Here is a 15,725-nt window from a genome sequence, read left to right as displayed (position 1 = left end):
CCACTTAGTTACACCTTCTTGACGAACTCCGTCTTCAGGCTCATCGCGCCGAAGCCGTCGATTTTGCAGTCGATGTCGTGATCGCTGTCCACTAGGCGGATGTTCTTCACCTTGGTGCCCATCTTGATCGTGCCGCCGGAGCCTTTGAGCTTCAGGTCCTTGATGACGGTGACGGTATCGCCGTTTTGCAGAATTGCGCCGGTGGCGTCGCGATAGACACGCTCGGTTGGCTCAGCCGCCGCATCTGCTTGCGTCGACCATTCATTGCCGCATTCCGGGCAAATGCACACTCCCGCATCTTCGTAGGTGAATTCGGAGTTGCATTTCGGGCAAGGGGGCAATGCGCTCATGGGGTTTCCTGGAGTGAAGGCGTTAAGAGCGCGAGAGTATAGCGTCCGTCAGGTCGAACCCGTTTGCGCTGGCTCAAATGCGGGGATAAGACTCCCGCAGCCAGCCTTTGAAAGCGGAATCGCCATCCCCACTGAAATGCTTAATGTGTCGGCATGGCTGCGCGTGCAACATCCGTGTAGAAAATCCTAAAGAACTAAGAGATCGGTACGATAACTCGCATGTGTCCCACTTTCCTGGTTTTGCCATGCCATCACTCTTGATGATTCACCCAACCAAGTCTGAACGACGAGTGAAGACAGGTTTCAACTGGGCTGCGCTACTGTTCGGATCGCTGTGGGCGTACGCCGAGGGATTGGTCCGTCGGGGCGGGCGACTAATCGCCGTCGATTGCGCAGCAGGACTGCTTTGGTCACTCGGCCATCCGGCGGCGATGTTGGCGGGGAGCGGCTTGTTTCTTGCGAAGAATATCGTTGTCGCCCGGTCGGGCGGCGCTTGGTTGCGGCAACATCTTGTCGATCAGGGCTATCGGACAGCCGACTGAACCGCGTCGTCATGGGGATAGGCGGATGGTCGGGGCTCGCCGCCGTCGAAATCTCTAATGGATCGGGGGCATCACACGGGCGATACTGGTTTGGCCGATAATGGGCGCCACGCCCGTTCCCTCAATCCTTGCGCTGTCCCTGTCATGGCCGCGGAGATCCAGATCCTCATTCGTACGGAGTGCCCGCCCGGTGCCTGCACCTGCGAGCGGGAGGTCTTGTTGCAGGACCCGGATGGCGACCGGCGCATTCTGATGCTCACGCAGGCCGAGGAGAAGCGGCTGGTGGCCCGCATCGAAGCGGCGACAAGCTATGCCGATCTCAGGCATCTTGCGAAACGGATCTACGAGCAACTGGGCATTCAGTTGCAAATCGGCCCAGGCTCAAACGAAGTCCGCACGGTGAGCGGTTTCGATATCCATCTGGAGGACCGCCCGGGCCTGTGTCGCAAAACCCGGGCGTCCATTCCTGCGGCCGTGCGCCGATGTCTCAAGGAGCGTCCGGAAATCGCCTACGAAATCCTGAACGCCCACGATCTGTTCGGCAACTGAACGTCACGACCGACCGCGTCGATCTTACGGACGCGGCGGAAACTCCCCATATTGCACCGCGATGCAGAAATTCATCGGCAGGAACGGCTGCATGTTGTTGTGCGAGCCGCCGTTGCCGACGACGCTAATCGCCTGCGGCGAGAGAGAGACGGGCGACTGCAATGCCGTGTCTTCGAGATAGGTATTGTTGCCCCCCGCGAAGAATCGCATCGGCAGACGGTCGCCCGGCGTCAGCGACGACGGTCGCCCACCGTTCACATAGGCCGTATGCGTGTGCAACGGGACCTGTGTGTCGTCCAACGTCACGGTTTCGCTACCCTGACGCTTGTACATGTCGGTCGGCGCCGTCATGCCTTGTGCGATCTGACCGCGCAAATCGGGGACCGCGAACGTGAGTTTGCCGTCGCCGCCATACAGATTGCCGATCACGGCGAACAGCGTCGGAAACGAACGGATCTGGAGGATCGTGCCGTCACAAAACACCCAGCCGCTCGGCGCAAAGTTGCAGGCGAAGATACGCACTTCGCCAATATAGTATTCGTCCATGATTTGCTCGGGTCAGCCTTGCGACGGATAAAGGCCATCCATCGCGATGATGTAGTTCATCGTCACGGTTGGCATGATGTTGGCGTGCGCAACAGTGGCTGCGTTGCCGGAGGGCGCGATGGCCTGGGGAGATAACGCCGCTTTGCCCGTGGGGTTACGGGCGCCGTTGTCGTAAAAGTTCTCCTTCGTCACCGCCAGCAGGAGATCGCTGGCGGGCGCCGCCGATGTCGCATCGCTCGACGTCGCGTTGATCACGTGCGTGTGTCCGGGCAATTCCTCCGGCTTGAGCGTGACACTCGCACTGCCGACCTTTTGACCGATCAAGCGCGGGGTCAACCCAGGTGCCTGTCCCATGCCGATCGGCACCTGAGCGCGCAGGTCCGGCAGCGCAAAGTCCGACCGCCCATCGCCGCCGTAAGTTGTGCCGATCAGGGAATAGAGCACTTGGAAGTCGGAAATGTTGACTCTCTGTCCATTGCAAAGCATCCAGCCGACGGGCGCGTAGGTGCCGGCGAACAGGCGAATTTCGCCAATGTACGGTGTCATGTCGAACTCCTAGCCGCGTGAAGGATAAATGCCGTTGACGCAGATCATGTAGTTCATGACCAGCGATGGCTGCATGTTGTTGTGGCCCAGAGCGTCGCTCGTCGTGCCGCAGGCTTCCGGGGATTCGGCTGACAGCGTGCTCGACGTGACCGGACCGTAGAGCAACGGTCCGTCGGTCGTTTGACCGTCCTTCACATTCACGCTCTTGGCGAGCACCCGGTTCTTGTCCGGTCCCACCACCGGCTGCGTGGCGCCGATCGCGGCAGTGTGGAATTCATGCGTGTGCGCCGGAATCTGTTGCGCAGTCAGGGCGACGGTCTCAGTACCGTTCGGAACCCCTTGTTCATATTTGCCGGGCTGCCGGTGCATCGCGACGCGCCCACGCAAATCCGGTAGCCGGAAAGTCGTCCTCCCATCTCCTCCGTATTGCACGCCAAGCAACGAATACAGCGCCTGGTTGGTGCTGACGTTCATATAGCGCCCGTCACACGGCAACCAATCCCGTGGAGACATGGCGAACGAGAACAATCGTATTTCCCCGAAATATGCTTCTTCCACTGGTCTTTCCTCGTTAAGTGGCGACGCCACGATCTTTGAATTCTTATTGGCGCGAATTGTGCCATCTCAAAGCAAACTTTCAAATTTATTTCGAAGTCCTTGGGGTTTATCAATTTTTATAAAACGATCGTTTGAAGTAGGGTTTTCAGTGATTCAAATGCCGATTCTTCTACGGATTAACCCTAGGAAACGTGGCATGAATGGGGGATGGGAAGAACATTGCTTGACGTAGATTTCATGGTTCTTTTAACCTTCGCCAACAAAGCAAAGTCAGTTTGTTAGTACAAAAAAGCATTAATAAAAAATACCGAAAAATATGGTAGGCAAATGCTGCTGGCTATTTCGGTGGTTGAGGTTGTGAAAATAACAATGGAGTTCCGGCCGATCGTTCGGTTGGGGTTCGGGGGCCATAGACATGAAGCGCAAGTGCTTACGGGGTAACTCCGCAACGATGCGGCAGTTGGGTAGCCAGACATTCATCGACCCGCCACGGTCACTGCCACGCCTAATGCGCGTGGAAATTTCCTGAGTTTTCCGTTTCGTTCGTTTCGTCGACGTCGCTGATGCACCGCGATTGCGCGCGTGCGACTCCCGTTGTCGACGCAGGTGCGGTCGCGCGCGTGGCGTGCGACACGGTCGGTGGTCTGTTCTCGCTTTTGTCCTTTCTCGTCATGTTCCCAGGTATGAATGCCCCCAGCGCGGCCTCGCGCGTCTCCCATATACGCTCAGGTCTGTGTGCCGTCTGGTTCCATTGGTTGCGCGCGCTGGTCGCGCTGTTGCTGTTCGGCTTTGCGTCGTCGGCCATGGCTGCGGTGTGCTACACGTGGAATGCGGGGCCGGCCGGTGCAAGTTCTTACACGCTGTCGACACAAACCACGGCAGGGTTTCGGAACTGCGACCCGTTTTACGGGAACGCCAATGACGGCGGCATTTATTCGGACGCGAGTCAGGGGACGTCCGATATTCCTTCGCCAACCGGAGACGGTTCCAAGCTAAAGATCGATACCAACGCTGTCCCCGAGGACGTCGTGGTTTTCACGCCGAGCCCGACGACGACGCAGACGCAATGGACTTTCACGCTGTATGGCAGCAATGGAAGTTCCAGAGAGCTTGTCATCAACCGTGAGCGCGGTATTCCGGCAATCTCGGGCATTTCGCCTTCCGTTCGACCTTCTGCCACCGGCGGTTCGGTAACCCTCACCGGTACCAACTTCGTCAACAACGCAACGGTGACGTTCGGCGGAACGGCTGCTACCGGCGTGACCGTCGTCAGCCCCACGCAGATCAATGTAACCGCGCCGGCGCACGCCGCCGGCGCCGTTGATGTCGTTTTGACCACCTCCGGCGGTTCGGCAACGGCGACCGGTGCGTTTACCTATCTCCCGTCACCCGTCGTGACGTCCGTGTCGCCAACGCAAGGATCGACGGGCGGTGGCAACAGCGTGACGATCAACGGCACCGATCTCGGCGGGGCGACTGCCGTGACCATGGGCGGCAACGCGGCGACTATCACCGGGAACTCCGGGTCGCAGATCACGGTTACCGCGCCGGCGGGAAGTGCCGGAACGGTCGACGTTCTGGTGACGACGGCCGGTGGCACGAGCGCCGTCAGCACGTCGGCGAAGTACACCTATGTCAATTCGCCTACCGTGGCATCGGTGACGCAGAACGAGGGGCCGCTCGGCGGCGGCAACACGGTCACCATCACGGGCACTAACTTTGTGGTCGGTTCGACCACCGTCAGCTTTGGCAGTACCCCGGCGTCGGGCGTCGTCGTGAACAGCACCACTTCGCTCACGGCCACCGTTCCGGCAGGCGCTGCGGGCACCGTCGACGTATCCGTCACGACCCCGGCTGGCACCAGCCCGACCGTGCCCGGCGACCGCTATACCTATCTCGCGACGCCGACGCTGTCGGCCGTCTCGCCGACCGCCGGGCCGACTGGCGGTTCGACGTCGGTGGCATTGACGGGCTCGGGATTCACCTCGGGCATGACCGTGACGTTCGGCGGCACGTCGGCATCCGGCCTCGTCGTGAACAGTGCGACGTCCGCGAGCGTCAACGCGCCGGCGCACGCTGCGGGCAGTGTCGATGTCGTGGTGAGCACGGGGGGCGGCAGTGTTACGCTCCCCACCAGCTACAAATATGTGGCCGCGCCGACGGTGACCGGCGTCCTCCCACCCACGGGTTCGGCGTCGGGCGGCACGCCCGTGACGATCAACGGCACCAATCTGAGCGATGTCACGGACGTCAAGTTCGGCGCGACGAGCGTCGCGTTCACGGTCACCGGCCCCGGCTCGATTACCACGACGTCGCCCGGCGGAACCGGGACCGTGGATATCACGGTGACGTCGCCGGGCGGTACCAGCGCCACAGGCACGGCCGATCAGTTCACGTATATCCCGGGGCCGACGGTCTCGTCGATTTCGCCGGCGACCGGTCCGGCGTCTGGCGGCACCAGTGTGACGATCACCGGTGCGAACTTCACCGCCGGCTCGACGGTGGCGTTCGGTTCCACGGCCGCCACGGGTGTCACCTTCGTGAACTCGACCACGCTCAACGCCACCGCGCCCGCAGGGACCGGCACGGCCGATGTCCGTGTGACGACCGCCAACGGCACCTCGCCAATCGTGGCGGGCGATGTATTCACTTACATCGCGGCCCCCACCATCACCTCCATCGCGCCAACAAGCGGTCCGGGCGGTGGCGGCACGACCGTGACGATCAGTGGTACGGGCTTTACGGGCGCGACGGCGGTGACTTTCGGGGGAACGGCGGCCACGACCTTCAATGTGACCACCAGCACGTCGATGACGGCGCAATCGCCCGCAGGTACGGGCACGGTCGACATTCGTGTGACGACGCCGGGCGGCACGACCGCGATAAGCGCTGCCGACCAGTTCACCTACATCGACGCGCCGACGGTGACGTCGATTTCGCCGACCGCTGGCCCGATGGCCGGGGGAACGACCGTGACCATCAACGGCACCAACCTGTCCAACGTGTCGAGCGTGAAGTTCGGCGCAACCAACGCGATTTCGTTCAGCGCCGGTACGGGGACGCAACTTACCGCGATCTCTCCGGCTGGCGCAGCGGGTGTGGCGGATGTGACGGTTACCACGTCGGGGGGTACGAGTACCACGGGCGCTGGTGATCGGTTCACGTATGTCGCTGTGCCGACGGCCGCGCCTGTCTCGGTGTCAGTGCCGTTCAACAGCGTTGCCGTACCCGTCAATGTCAACCTGTCGAGCGGGGCGAGCGCCGTGACGCTGGTGAGCGTCGGCACAGGTCCGTCGCACGGACAGGCAACCGTCAGCAGCAACACCTCGCTGACCTACCGGCCCACGGCCGGGTACTCGGGAAGTGACTCGTTCACGTACACGCTGACGAACGTCGGTGGCACATCCACCGCCGGTACGGTGACGGTCACTGTCGGAACGCCGACCATCACGTACTCGCCGCCGTCGACATTGCAGGCGAGCGTGGGGGCGGCGTATTCGTCAACGGCACTCGCTGTCGCCAGCGGCGGCTCGACACCGTATAGCTATTCCATCACCACCGGACACCTGCCGCAGGGTCTGACGCTCGATTCGAACGGTACGCTGCATGGCACGCCGACTTCCGTCGATGTGCAGGACATCACGGTGACAGCCACCGATAACACGACGCCGGGCGGTCCTTACTCGGCGACGAGCGGCACGATCCGGATCACCACGGTCGCGCCGACGATTGCGTTCAGCACCACGTCGCTGACGGCGGTGGCCAGCGGCACGGCATATAACCAGTTGGTCACGGCATCGGGCGGGACCGCCCCCTATACCTACTCGATCGTCGGGGGGAGTCTGCCGCCGGGCGTCACGCTGAACACCGCGACGGGGGCGATCACAGGTGATCTGAAGAATGTCGGCAGCTTCACGTTCACGCTGCAAGCGAAGGATGCGAATCAGTTCCCCGCGCAGGTCGTACTGACCCTTCAGGTCACGGCACCGGTGCTGGCGGTCACAACGACCGCGCTGACCGATGCCGCCCTCGGAACGTCTTACACCCAGACGCTCACCGCCTCCGGCGGCGTCACGCCCTACACCTTCGCGGCGACAGGATTGCCGGCCGGTCTGAGCGTGGCGGGTAACGCCATCTCCGGCACGCCGACGCAGACGGGGACGTTCACGGTGGTGGTCCGCATGACGGACAGCACGGCAGGGGTCGGCGCGCCGTACTTCGTCGACAAGTCGCTGTCGCTGACGGTGAACGCGTCGCCGATGACGCTCTCGCCGTCGACGCTGACCACGCCGATTGCCGGACAAGGCTATACGCAGACGCTATCGGCCTCGGGGGGCACGGCGCCGTATCGCTACACCGTCACGAGCGGGACGTTGCCGGCTGGGCTGACGCTCGACCCGGCCACGGGGATTCTGAGCGGCACGCCCACGTCGACCGGTGCCAGCAACTTCACCGTTACCGCGACGGATTCCAGCACCGGTCCCGGCACGCCGCTCACGGTGGCGAAGGCGTTCGCGTTCAACATCACCGGCCAGGTCGCTTCGGCCCCGGCGGTGCAGACACAAACGCTGTCGAACGCACCGCTGCGCATTCGTGCGACGGCCAATGCCGTGGGCGCACCGTTCACGCGTATTGCCATCGCCACGCCGCCGCAAAGTGGCACGGCGGTCGTGGACGGCGAGGACATCGTCTACACGCCGACGGCGAACACCAACGGTGATGTGACCTTTACCTACACGCTGACGAACGCCGTGGGCACGTCTGCGCCGATCAGCGTGACGGTGTCGGTGAAAGCCGTGCCGGTCACGGCGGCCTCGCTCGAAACCTCGGTGGCGGCGAACGGGACGGCCGATCTGGACATCACGTCCGGCGCGACCGGTGGTCCATTCACCGGGGCCAACCTCGTATCGATCTCCCCGGCGAATGCGGGAACCGTCACGATCATCTCGACGGCTGCGGCGACGCCGGCGGCCGCAGGCGTGGCACGCGCGGCCGCTGCGCCCACGGGCAACACGTACACGTTGCGCTTCGTACCTGCTGCGGCGTTTGCCGGCATGGCGGTGATCACGTACACGATCTCGAACGCCAATGCGACGTCCGCACCGGGCACGGTGAAGGTCACCGTCGCGCCGCGTAAGGACCCGAGCACGGACCCGGACGTCACCGGCCTCATCGGTGCGCAGGTCGAAGCGGCGCGGCGCTTCGCCACGACGCAGATCGGCAACTACAACCAGCGTCTCGAAGCGCTGCACGGCAAGGGACGCGCGCCGTCCAGCAATGGACTGAACGTGGTGCTGCCGTCTTCGGATCGCGGCAGCAGCCGGGATCTGTCGCGTTGCCAGGACATCGCAGGCATTACCGATCGCGACGCCTGCCTGCGCGGCGAAGTCAGCCCGACGGCACTGAGCAAGGCCAAAAGTCTCGACGTGCGCGACAAGAGCGTGGGCGCGAGCGGCGTGGCGACCGGCGAGTCGGGCGACGGTCCGAACCTGCCCGGCGTCGGTGCCGGCGACGACCAGCGCTTCGCCTACTGGACGGCCGGCACGGTGGACTTCGGTTTCGCCAACACGGCGGCTCAGCGTTCGGGCTTCAAGTTCACGACCGGCGGCGTGACGATGGGGGCGGACTATCGCTTCTCGGACCAGTTCTCGCTCGGTGCGGGCGTGGGCTACGGCCATGACGCCACGGATATCGGCAGTTCGGGCACGCGAAGCACGGGCGACAGCTACAGCGGTGCGATCTACGCGAGCTTCCGTCCGATGCCGACGTTGTTCGTCGACGCCGTCGCGGGCTACGGCACGCTCAGTTTCGACTCGCGTCGCTGGGTCGTCGATGCGAACGACTTCGCCACCGGCAAGCGCAACGGGCAGCAGTTCTTCGGCTCGTTGTCGGCGGGTTACGAATACCGCACCGACGATTGGCTGTTCTCTCCGTATGGACGTCTGACGGCGTCGCGCTCCACGCTCGATCAGTACAGCGAATCGGGCGCGGGATTGAATGCGCTCACGTATTTCAAGCAGAACGTCAACACGCTGTCGGGCACGCTCGGTGTGCGCGCGGGCTTCGCGAAAGCGACGCGCATCGGCACGTTCTCACCGTATGTTCGCGTGGAGTTGCAGCACGATTTCAACGGGCAGAGTCTCGCAGGGCTGGCCTATGCGGATATCGCGTCGAGCGGGCCGGTGTACTTCGTGCCGGGCAGTCCGTATGGCAGCGATCGCGTGCAAGTCGGGGCGGGGACGAAACTGCGTACCGGTGTGCTCGTCTTCGGACTGGACTACAGCGTGACGACCGGCATGGGCGGCTTGCAGCAGGGCGTGCGGCTGACGTTCGCCGCGCCGTTCTGAGGCGGTGGTCGTCACTGGCTGAACTTCGGGCGCTCTTTGGGCGCTTACGCGTCGACATGACAATGGCCCGCCGGTCGAAAGATCGGTGGGCCATTGGCTTATTGGGCGACGCTGATTGTCCTCTATCGTCCCTTTGCGTGGTCGCCTCGCAGTGTCATCACAGCGCTGTCGATGCTTGCCACGATCTTCCCGTCGTCACGTTTGATGTCGCACTGATAGTGCGAGACGGTGCGTCCCCGGTGTGTCGCCCAGGCGTGCGCGAGGAGCCGGGCGTCCCAGACCGGGCGCAGAAACCTGGCCTTGAGATCGATCGTGGTGAACGTCTCGCCGTCGGCCATCAGCGTGGAATGGGCGGTGCCGATGGCGGCGTCGGCCAGCTCGCACAACATGCCGCCGTGCACGGTGCCCTGCTGATTGCCGTGCAGTTCCGCCCGGGCATGCAGTTCGATGATGGCTGACGCTTCGCCGATCTCCACGATACGAAAGCCGAGGAATTGCGAGATCGCTGTCGGGTAACGCATGTGGATCGTCTCGTCACCGCGCAGTGTGCCGTCGAGCTGACGTCGCAGGTAGTGCAGGACAGGGAGGGAGTCGGCGGGGTCCCGAGGCTGGGAGGGCAGGGAAGGCATGGCGGTCTCGGTTGAAGTTTGCTCTGCGCAGTGTCGCCGTCTACAATCGGACAATCAAGAAATTGTCCTACATACAGTGATGACTGACGCATCCTCCCCGTCTCCCGTTGCCCTGCTCGTCGAGCGCTTGTCCGACGATATTCGCCGTGGCGTGCTGCCACCGGGCATGGCGTTGCCGACGCATCGCAAACTCGCCCTCCAGTACGGCATTGCCATCGCTTCGGCCACCAAGGTCTACGCGAAGCTGCGCGAGCTGGGGCTGGTCGTCGGCGAGGTCGGGCGAGGGACGTTCGTACGCGATCGACCGATGCAGCGCGAGTGGGATGTCGACGACGAGGCTCGGCTGAGTTCGAGCGCGGTGGATCTGTCGTTCAATCATCCGTCGTGGCCGGAGCAGAGCGAGCTGTTGCGCGCAACGCTGCGCGAACTGGCGACGGCGGGGGATCTCAGTGCGCTCATGCGTCAACAGCCGCCGGGCGGGCGTCAGCACGAGCGGGAGATCGTCGCATCGTATTTGCGCGACGTACGTGGCATCGAGGCGGAAAGCGAGCGGGTTTTTCTCGTCGGCGGTGCGCAGCAGGGGCTCGACGTGGTGGTGCGGGCGGCGCTACGGCCCGGCGATGCGGTGGCTGTCGATGCGCTGACGTATCCGGGCTTCAGGATGACGGCGTCGCTCGGGGGACTGGCGTTGAAACCCGTGCCTTATCTCAATGCGGCGAATGGCGGTCATGCTGGCCCGGATCTGGCGGCGCTGGACGCACTTTGCCGTCGGCATGCGATCCGCGCGATCTATACGATGCCTACGTTGCACAATCCGCTCGGCTGGGTGTTGAGCGAGGCGCAGCGCCGAGCACTGGTCGAGATAGCGAGGCGTCACGATTGCCTGATCGTCGAGGACGCCACGTATGCCTATCTGGTGGACGACGCCCCGCCGCCCATCGTGACGCTCGCGCCGGAGCGTACGTTTCATGTGTCCAGTGTCTCGAAGAGCGTGGCGACGGGGATGCGATTCGGCTATGTCGTCGCGCCGAAAGCGCATGTGGCAAACGTCAAGCGAGTGATTCGCGCGACTTACTGGAGCCTGCCGAGCATCGTGACGGCGATCGCGACGCGGTGGCTGGCGAGTGGGGAGGTCGAGCGTCAGGAGCAACGGCAGCGCGAGCGCGCGAGGCAGCGGCAGGCGATTGCGCGTGAGGTGCTGCGTGGCATGACCGTTGTTGCGCATCCGTCGTCGTTGTTTCTCTGGCTGCCGCTGCCGGAAGGCTTGCGCATGGATCAAGTGGCTTCGGCGCTTGCCGCGAGCGGCATCGCCGTGTCGAAGGCACAGGCCTATGCCACGACACGGCATGCGCCACATGCGCTGCGTCTGGGACTCAGTTCGATGTCCGATGCGCAAGTCGGGCCGGTGCTGGCCGAGGTTCGTGCGGTCATCGACCGTCTGCCGTTATGAAGCGTCGGGTGATTTTTTCGATGCCCTTGGGGCATCGCGGAGTGTAATCAGGATGAAATCAACGAGATGAAGTCGATGCGTAGCGTGATCTGGGCGGTCGTGATCGGGGCGTTGCCGTTGGCGCTCGTGTCACCGGCGTCGTACGCACAGCCGGACGTTCAGGTCGGCTTCTCGCCGGAAGGGACGGCGCGGGCGCTGGTGCTGGAGACCCTCGGTAGCGCCAGGCAGAGCATTCAGATGCTGGCGTATTCGTTTCAGGCACCCGACATCATGGAGGCGCTGGTGGCCGCGAAGCGTCGTGGTGTCGACGTGCGGGTGGTCGTCGACAAGAAACGCAACGAAGGGAAGACGAGCCGGGACGCGATGGATTGGGTGACGCGTCAGGGCGTCGAAGTCCGCACCAACGACCGGTTTCACATCCATCACGACAAGACGATCATCGTGGATGGGGCGACGGTGGAGACAGGGTCGTTCAACTTCGCCAAATCGGCGGAGACGGGGAATTCGGAGAACGTCGTCGTGATTCGCGGTATGCCGGACGTGGCGCGGCAATACGTCGAACACTGGCAGTCGCGGTGGGATTCTGGGCAAGCGTACGTCGCGAAGTGATGCGCGCTGTCGGGTGGATGCCGGGCTTGCATAAGTTGCGATGTGCAACTATATTGGTTGCGTGTCGCAACTTATGCGGCTTATCGTGCAACTTACGTGAGGCATCTCATGGACATCGTCGATCTTCCCGGCAAACCCCGCGACGCGGAGATTCTTGAGCTTCGCGATTTCTCCCGTCGACTGGTTCGCGAACTCGGCTTCATGCGCAACACGCTCGCCGATAGCGACCTCGCACCATCGGCCGTTCACGCCATCATCGAAATCGGCGCCACGCCGGGGATCAGCGCCAAGGATCTCGGCAATATTCTGCGTCTCGACAAATCGAATACGAGTCGTCAGGTCGCGAAGCTGGAGGCCGGCGGGCTCGTGCGACGCGCGACTGCAAGCGACGACGCGCGCGCCTCAGAGCTCTATCTGACCGACGCCGGGCAGAAACTGCGCAGCAAGATCGATCGCTTTGCGACCGATCAGGTGTCGAGCGCGCTTCGACGCATCGTGCCCTCGGATCAGGCGGCGCTGGTCCGCTCGCTCGCGTTGTATGCCGACGCGCTCGCGCAGGACAACTCGGCCAAACGCGACGCGGACGCCGACATCGCCACGCAGATCACCGAGGGCTATCAGCCTGGGTGCATCGGTGACATCGCGAGTCTTCACGCACGCTATTACGCGGCGCATTGGGGTTTCGGCGCGTTCTTCGAGAAGAAGGTGGCGACAGGGCTGGCCGAGTTTGCCGGCGCGTTGCCCTCGGACGGCAAAGCGTTGTGGCTCTACGTCGAGAACGGACGAACGCTGGCGTCGCTCGCCATCGATGGCAATCTCGAGACGGGCGTGGCTCACCTGCGCTGGTTCATCGTCGACGACGTGCTGCGCGGCACGGGCGTGGGGCGACGTCTGATGTCGAACGCCATGGCCTTCGTCGATGCGCGTTTTCGCGAGACCTATCTGTGGACGTTCAAAGGACTGGACGCGGCGCGCCATCTGTACGAGTCGAATGGCTTCCGTCTCACGGAGGAGTTCGAGGGCGATCAGTGGGGCAGTAAGGTCACCGAGCAGCGGTTCACGCGCACGAAAGGCTGACGAAAGGCTGAGGCGTCGGGGAGACGCTGAAAGCAGAGGCGATCGTGAGATCGCGGGCGAGCACGACAATGCGGACGATAGCGAAGCCAAGGCCGTGACGCTTACGCCTCGTGCGTTCGACGAAGCAACGGCAGCATGTCTGCCAGCGTAAGCACGGTGGACCGGGAATCGAAGGCCGTGGCGAACAGGCGGTCGTGCGCGACGGTGTCCGGATCGAAACAGCAGTCTTTCACGGTGAAAAGACGGTAGTCGGCGTCGCTCGCGTAAGCAACCGTCGAGAGCACGACGCCGGTCGACGCGATGCCTGTCATGATCAGCGTATCGATGCCGCGCGCCGCAAGCTGTGCCTGCAAGTCGGTACCGAAGAATGCGCTCGCACGGTGAGCGAGAATGCGCGGCTCATCCGGATGCCGTCCGAGTGCGGGGCAGATGTCGTCGTCGACAAATAACCCGAGCCGTTTGACGCCTTGCCCATTCCTGTTCATCGGACTGACTTCCGGATAGCCGCGGCTGAAGTGGAATTTGACGAAGAAGACACCGATACCCTGATCGCGGGCGGCATTGCACAGCGTGCGCGTGTTGGCCAGCAGTGTCGGGGCGACCGTCGGGAATAACGCAAGAATGTCGGTCTGGTAATGCATCACGAGCAGCGCCGTTTTCGCGGGGATGATTGTCGTGCTGAGCGCGTCGTAGGGATCTGCCGTCGAATCGACGGGCGTGCGTTCGATGGAGGACGGCATGAGGATTCGCGGTGGCAGGGGAATGGGGCGACTCTAGCATGATGTTGGGGGCGTCATTCGTCGTGCGATGTCGTGACCGGCGTGATGCTTCGGGCAGGGCTGATGGCCCTGCCGGTCGCCTGTAAAATCAGGCGCTAAGTTGCGCGTCACGCCGGCGCGAACCCCATTCACTCTCTTTGGCGAACCGCGATGGCCCGAAACACCGCATCCAAACGCCCGGACTGGGTCATTCGTGCCCAGCCGACAGAGGGTGTCGAGCGCATCGAGGCCTGGTTTCATGGCAAAGCGTATGCCATGCATCGCCACGATACGTACGCGATCGGTCGGACGATTGCCGGGGTCCAGAGCTTCAGCTATCGACGTAGTCGGCGCGACAGCGTGCCGGGTAACACGATCGTGCTGCATCCGGACGAGGCACATGACGGCCAGGCAGGCACCGACGAGGGCTTCCGCTATCGCATGATTTACGTGGATCCCGCACTTTTTCAGGACGTATTGGGTGGCAGTGGATTACCGTTTCTCGAAGGCGGGGTGACGACCGACCCTCGTATCGCGGCCGCGACGGAAGTCTTGCTCCAGCACGTCGACCATACCGTCGAACCACTTGAGCAGAATGACGCGCTGGCCGAGCTGGCGCATGCGCTAGCCGCTGTCGCTGGTGCGCCGCGCGCGCGAGGGAAGGGGGATTATTTTGCCGCCTGTCGCGCGCGCGATTATCTGCGCGCGAACTTCACGCGCGTGGTCACGCTCCCGGAATTGGAGGTGGCCACCGGTCGGGATCGCTGGAGTCTCTGTCACGATTTTCGGGCGTTCTACGGCACGAGCCCGTACCGCTATCTCACCATGCGCAGACTCGATGCGGTGCGACGCATGATGCTCTGCGGCGTTTCGCTTGCGAGTGCGGCGACAGATGCGGGCTTTGCCGATCAAAGCCACATGACGCGTCACTTTTTGAAGACCTTCGGCGTCACGCCGGGACGCTGGCTCCAGATCATGGCCAACGTGCGTCGCGGTTGAACACTCACCCAAGATCGTTCAATACAGCTCTCCGGCGACTACGTATTCTCGGAAGGATGTCTACACCGAACGGAGAGAACCATGTCTGCATCACTGATTCCCGGCACTGCACCTACCGCACGCGGACAATGCGAGGCGATTGACCTGACTGGCAAGATCGCATTGATCGACGGCCACTGGCAGCCGCGTGTGGTCGCGGAAATGAACGATTACCAGTTCAAGGTCGTGAAGATAGAAGGCGAATTTGTCTGGCACCAACACAGTGACACGGATGAGACCTTCATTGTGCTGGACGGCGAATTAAGGATCGACTTTCGCGGCGGCCCCTCGGGCGACGGCTCGATCGTGTTGCGTGCCGGACAGATGGCCGTCGTTCCGAAAGGGGTCGAGCACAAGCCCTGCGCACAAGGCGAAGTGAAGCTGCTGCTGGTCGAACCCCGAGGGGGGCTCAATACCGGGGACGGCGCAACCAGCGAGCGTACGGTGCTGAACGATCAGTGGATTTAAGGCCCCGCTGTCGAAACATCGGCGAGAGAATGCCTGAAGGGACTTTGTCGGTAGCGCGATTGACTTGCTGCCGAAGGAGAATGTGAGGCTGGAAATGAAAATGGCCGGCTTGGTAGCCGGCCAATCTTCACTTTTCACTCGTACGCCCGACTTGCTGAGCGACAGTGAATCAAATTTGGTTGCGGGGACAGGATTTGAACCTGTGACCTTCGGGTTATGAGCCCGACGAGCTGCCAGACTGCTCCACCCCGCGTCTGA

13 protein-coding genes and 1 tRNA gene are annotated in these 15,725 nt (G+C 62.9%); 7 read left to right on the top strand and 7 right to left on the bottom strand.

Annotated features, from left to right (window positions below):
• Window positions 1-8: 8 nt before the first annotated feature.
• Window positions 9-350, bottom strand: a complete 342-nt coding sequence (locus tag A9762_RS07745; RefSeq protein ID WP_069341465.1) for a zinc ribbon domain-containing protein YjdM — start codon at window positions 348-350, stop codon at window positions 9-11.
• A 686-nt stretch (window positions 351-1,036) separates the two neighbouring features.
• Between A9762_RS07745 and A9762_RS07740 the strand changes: the two genes are divergently transcribed.
• Entirely contained in the window at window positions 1,037-1,441 is a 405-nt protein-coding gene (locus A9762_RS07740) for a hypothetical protein (RefSeq protein ID WP_069341464.1), read from the top strand.
• Window positions 1,442-1,465: 24 nt separating this feature from the next.
• Here the strand turns inward: A9762_RS07740 and A9762_RS07735 are convergent, their stop codons facing one another.
• The 3 genes from A9762_RS07735 to A9762_RS07725 are packed head-to-tail and all read right to left on the bottom strand — an operon-like array spanning window position 1,466 to window position 3,091.
• Window positions 1,466-1,987: a phage tail protein gene (locus A9762_RS07735; RefSeq protein WP_069341463.1), complete on the bottom strand. Its 522-nt coding sequence runs from the start codon at window positions 1,985-1,987 to the stop codon at window positions 1,466-1,468.
• Window positions 1,988-1,999: 12 nt separating this feature from the next.
• A complete protein-coding gene (locus A9762_RS07730; RefSeq protein ID WP_069341462.1) occupies window positions 2,000-2,533 on the bottom strand; it encodes a phage tail protein in 534 nt (177 codons plus the stop codon).
• A 9-nt stretch (window positions 2,534-2,542) separates the two neighbouring features.
• Window positions 2,543-3,091 (bottom strand): phage tail protein, encoded by a 549-nt coding sequence (locus A9762_RS07725; RefSeq protein WP_206093560.1) that lies wholly within the window; start codon window positions 3,089-3,091, stop codon window positions 2,543-2,545.
• A 683-nt stretch (window positions 3,092-3,774) separates the two neighbouring features.
• On the opposite strand from A9762_RS07725, the gene A9762_RS07720 reads away from it, so the two are divergent.
• Window positions 3,775-9,438 carry an IPT/TIG domain-containing protein gene (locus A9762_RS07720; RefSeq protein ID WP_170836205.1) on the top strand — a complete coding sequence of 1,888 codons (5,664 nt, stop codon included), beginning with the start codon at window positions 3,775-3,777 and terminating at the stop codon, window positions 9,436-9,438.
• Window positions 9,439-9,560: 122 nt separating this feature from the next.
• On the opposite strand, the gene A9762_RS07715 is transcribed toward A9762_RS07720, so the two are convergent.
• Entirely contained in the window at window positions 9,561-10,067 is a 507-nt protein-coding gene (locus A9762_RS07715; RefSeq protein ID WP_069341460.1) for a PaaI family thioesterase, read from the bottom strand.
• A gap of 79 nt (window positions 10,068-10,146) precedes the next feature.
• Here A9762_RS07715 and A9762_RS07710 point away from each other — a divergent pair, with 79 nt between their 5' ends.
• The 3 genes from A9762_RS07710 (at window position 10,147) to A9762_RS07700 (ending at window position 13,203) form a co-directional block, all read left to right on the top strand.
• Window positions 10,147-11,517 (top strand): PLP-dependent aminotransferase family protein, encoded by a 1,371-nt coding sequence (locus A9762_RS07710; RefSeq protein ID WP_069341459.1) that lies wholly within the window; start codon window positions 10,147-10,149, stop codon window positions 11,515-11,517.
• Between the two features lie 75 nt (window positions 11,518-11,592).
• Complete coding sequence (locus tag A9762_RS07705) at window positions 11,593-12,126, top strand: phospholipase D family protein (protein ID WP_206093559.1); 534 nt, start codon at window positions 11,593-11,595, stop codon at window positions 12,124-12,126.
• Between the two features lie 108 nt (window positions 12,127-12,234).
• On the top strand, window positions 12,235-13,203 hold the full coding sequence (locus A9762_RS07700; RefSeq protein ID WP_069341457.1) for a bifunctional helix-turn-helix transcriptional regulator/GNAT family N-acetyltransferase: 969 nt from the start codon (window positions 12,235-12,237) through the stop codon (window positions 13,201-13,203).
• Between the two features lie 101 nt (window positions 13,204-13,304).
• Here A9762_RS07700 and A9762_RS07695 read toward each other — a convergent pair whose 3' ends face one another.
• Window positions 13,305-13,943, bottom strand: a complete 639-nt coding sequence (locus A9762_RS07695; RefSeq protein ID WP_069341456.1) for an isochorismatase family cysteine hydrolase — start codon at window positions 13,941-13,943, stop codon at window positions 13,305-13,307.
• Window positions 13,944-14,132: 189 nt separating this feature from the next.
• Here A9762_RS07695 and A9762_RS07690 point away from each other — a divergent pair, with 189 nt between their 5' ends.
• On the top strand, window positions 14,133-14,960 hold the full coding sequence (locus A9762_RS07690) for an AraC family transcriptional regulator (RefSeq protein WP_069341455.1): 828 nt from the start codon (window positions 14,133-14,135) through the stop codon (window positions 14,958-14,960).
• Between the two features lie 81 nt (window positions 14,961-15,041).
• Window positions 15,042-15,467 carry a cupin domain-containing protein gene (locus A9762_RS07685; protein ID WP_069341454.1) on the top strand — a complete coding sequence of 142 codons (426 nt, stop codon included), beginning with the start codon at window positions 15,042-15,044 and terminating at the stop codon, window positions 15,465-15,467.
• Between the two features lie 176 nt (window positions 15,468-15,643).
• On the opposite strand, the gene A9762_RS07680 is transcribed toward A9762_RS07685, so the two are convergent.
• Window positions 15,644-15,720, bottom strand: a tRNA-Met gene (locus A9762_RS07680).
• Window positions 15,721-15,725: the final 5 nt, after the last annotated feature.

It is taken from the genome of Pandoraea sp. ISTKB (assembly GCF_001721285.1).
Classification (GTDB): Bacteria; Pseudomonadota; Gammaproteobacteria; order Burkholderiales; family Burkholderiaceae; genus Pandoraea; species Pandoraea capi.
This window is presented reverse-complemented; position numbering and strand designations above follow the sequence as displayed.

What these genes read in the sequence shown, in the direction of transcription:
- A9762_RS07685 (WP_069341454.1), top strand. Translation starts at nt 15,042, where the DNA reads ATGTCTGCATCACTGATTCCCGGCACTGCACCTACCGCACGCGGACAA.
- A9762_RS07695 (WP_069341456.1), bottom strand. Translation starts at nt 13,943, where the DNA reads ATGCCGTCCTCCATCGAACGCACGCCCGTCGATTCGACGGCAGATCCC.
- A9762_RS07705 (WP_206093559.1), top strand. Translation starts at nt 11,593, where the DNA reads ATGCGTAGCGTGATCTGGGCGGTCGTGATCGGGGCGTTGCCGTTGGCG.
- A9762_RS07720 (WP_170836205.1), top strand. Translation starts at nt 3,775, where the DNA reads ATGAATGCCCCCAGCGCGGCCTCGCGCGTCTCCCATATACGCTCAGGT.
- A9762_RS07690 (WP_069341455.1), top strand. Translation starts at nt 14,133, where the DNA reads ATGGCCCGAAACACCGCATCCAAACGCCCGGACTGGGTCATTCGTGCC.
- A9762_RS07700 (WP_069341457.1), top strand. Translation starts at nt 12,235, where the DNA reads ATGGACATCGTCGATCTTCCCGGCAAACCCCGCGACGCGGAGATTCTT.
- A9762_RS07730 (WP_069341462.1), bottom strand. Translation starts at nt 2,533, where the DNA reads ATGACACCGTACATTGGCGAAATTCGCCTGTTCGCCGGCACCTACGCG.
- A9762_RS07740 (WP_069341464.1), top strand. Translation starts at nt 1,037, where the DNA reads ATGGCCGCGGAGATCCAGATCCTCATTCGTACGGAGTGCCCGCCCGGT.
- A9762_RS07735 (WP_069341463.1), bottom strand. Translation starts at nt 1,987, where the DNA reads ATGGACGAATACTATATTGGCGAAGTGCGTATCTTCGCCTGCAACTTT.
- A9762_RS07715 (WP_069341460.1), bottom strand. Translation starts at nt 10,067, where the DNA reads ATGCCTTCCCTGCCCTCCCAGCCTCGGGACCCCGCCGACTCCCTCCCT.
- A9762_RS07745 (WP_069341465.1), bottom strand. Translation starts at nt 350, where the DNA reads ATGAGCGCATTGCCCCCTTGCCCGAAATGCAACTCCGAATTCACCTAC.
- A9762_RS07710 (WP_069341459.1), top strand. Translation starts at nt 10,147, where the DNA reads ATGACTGACGCATCCTCCCCGTCTCCCGTTGCCCTGCTCGTCGAGCGC.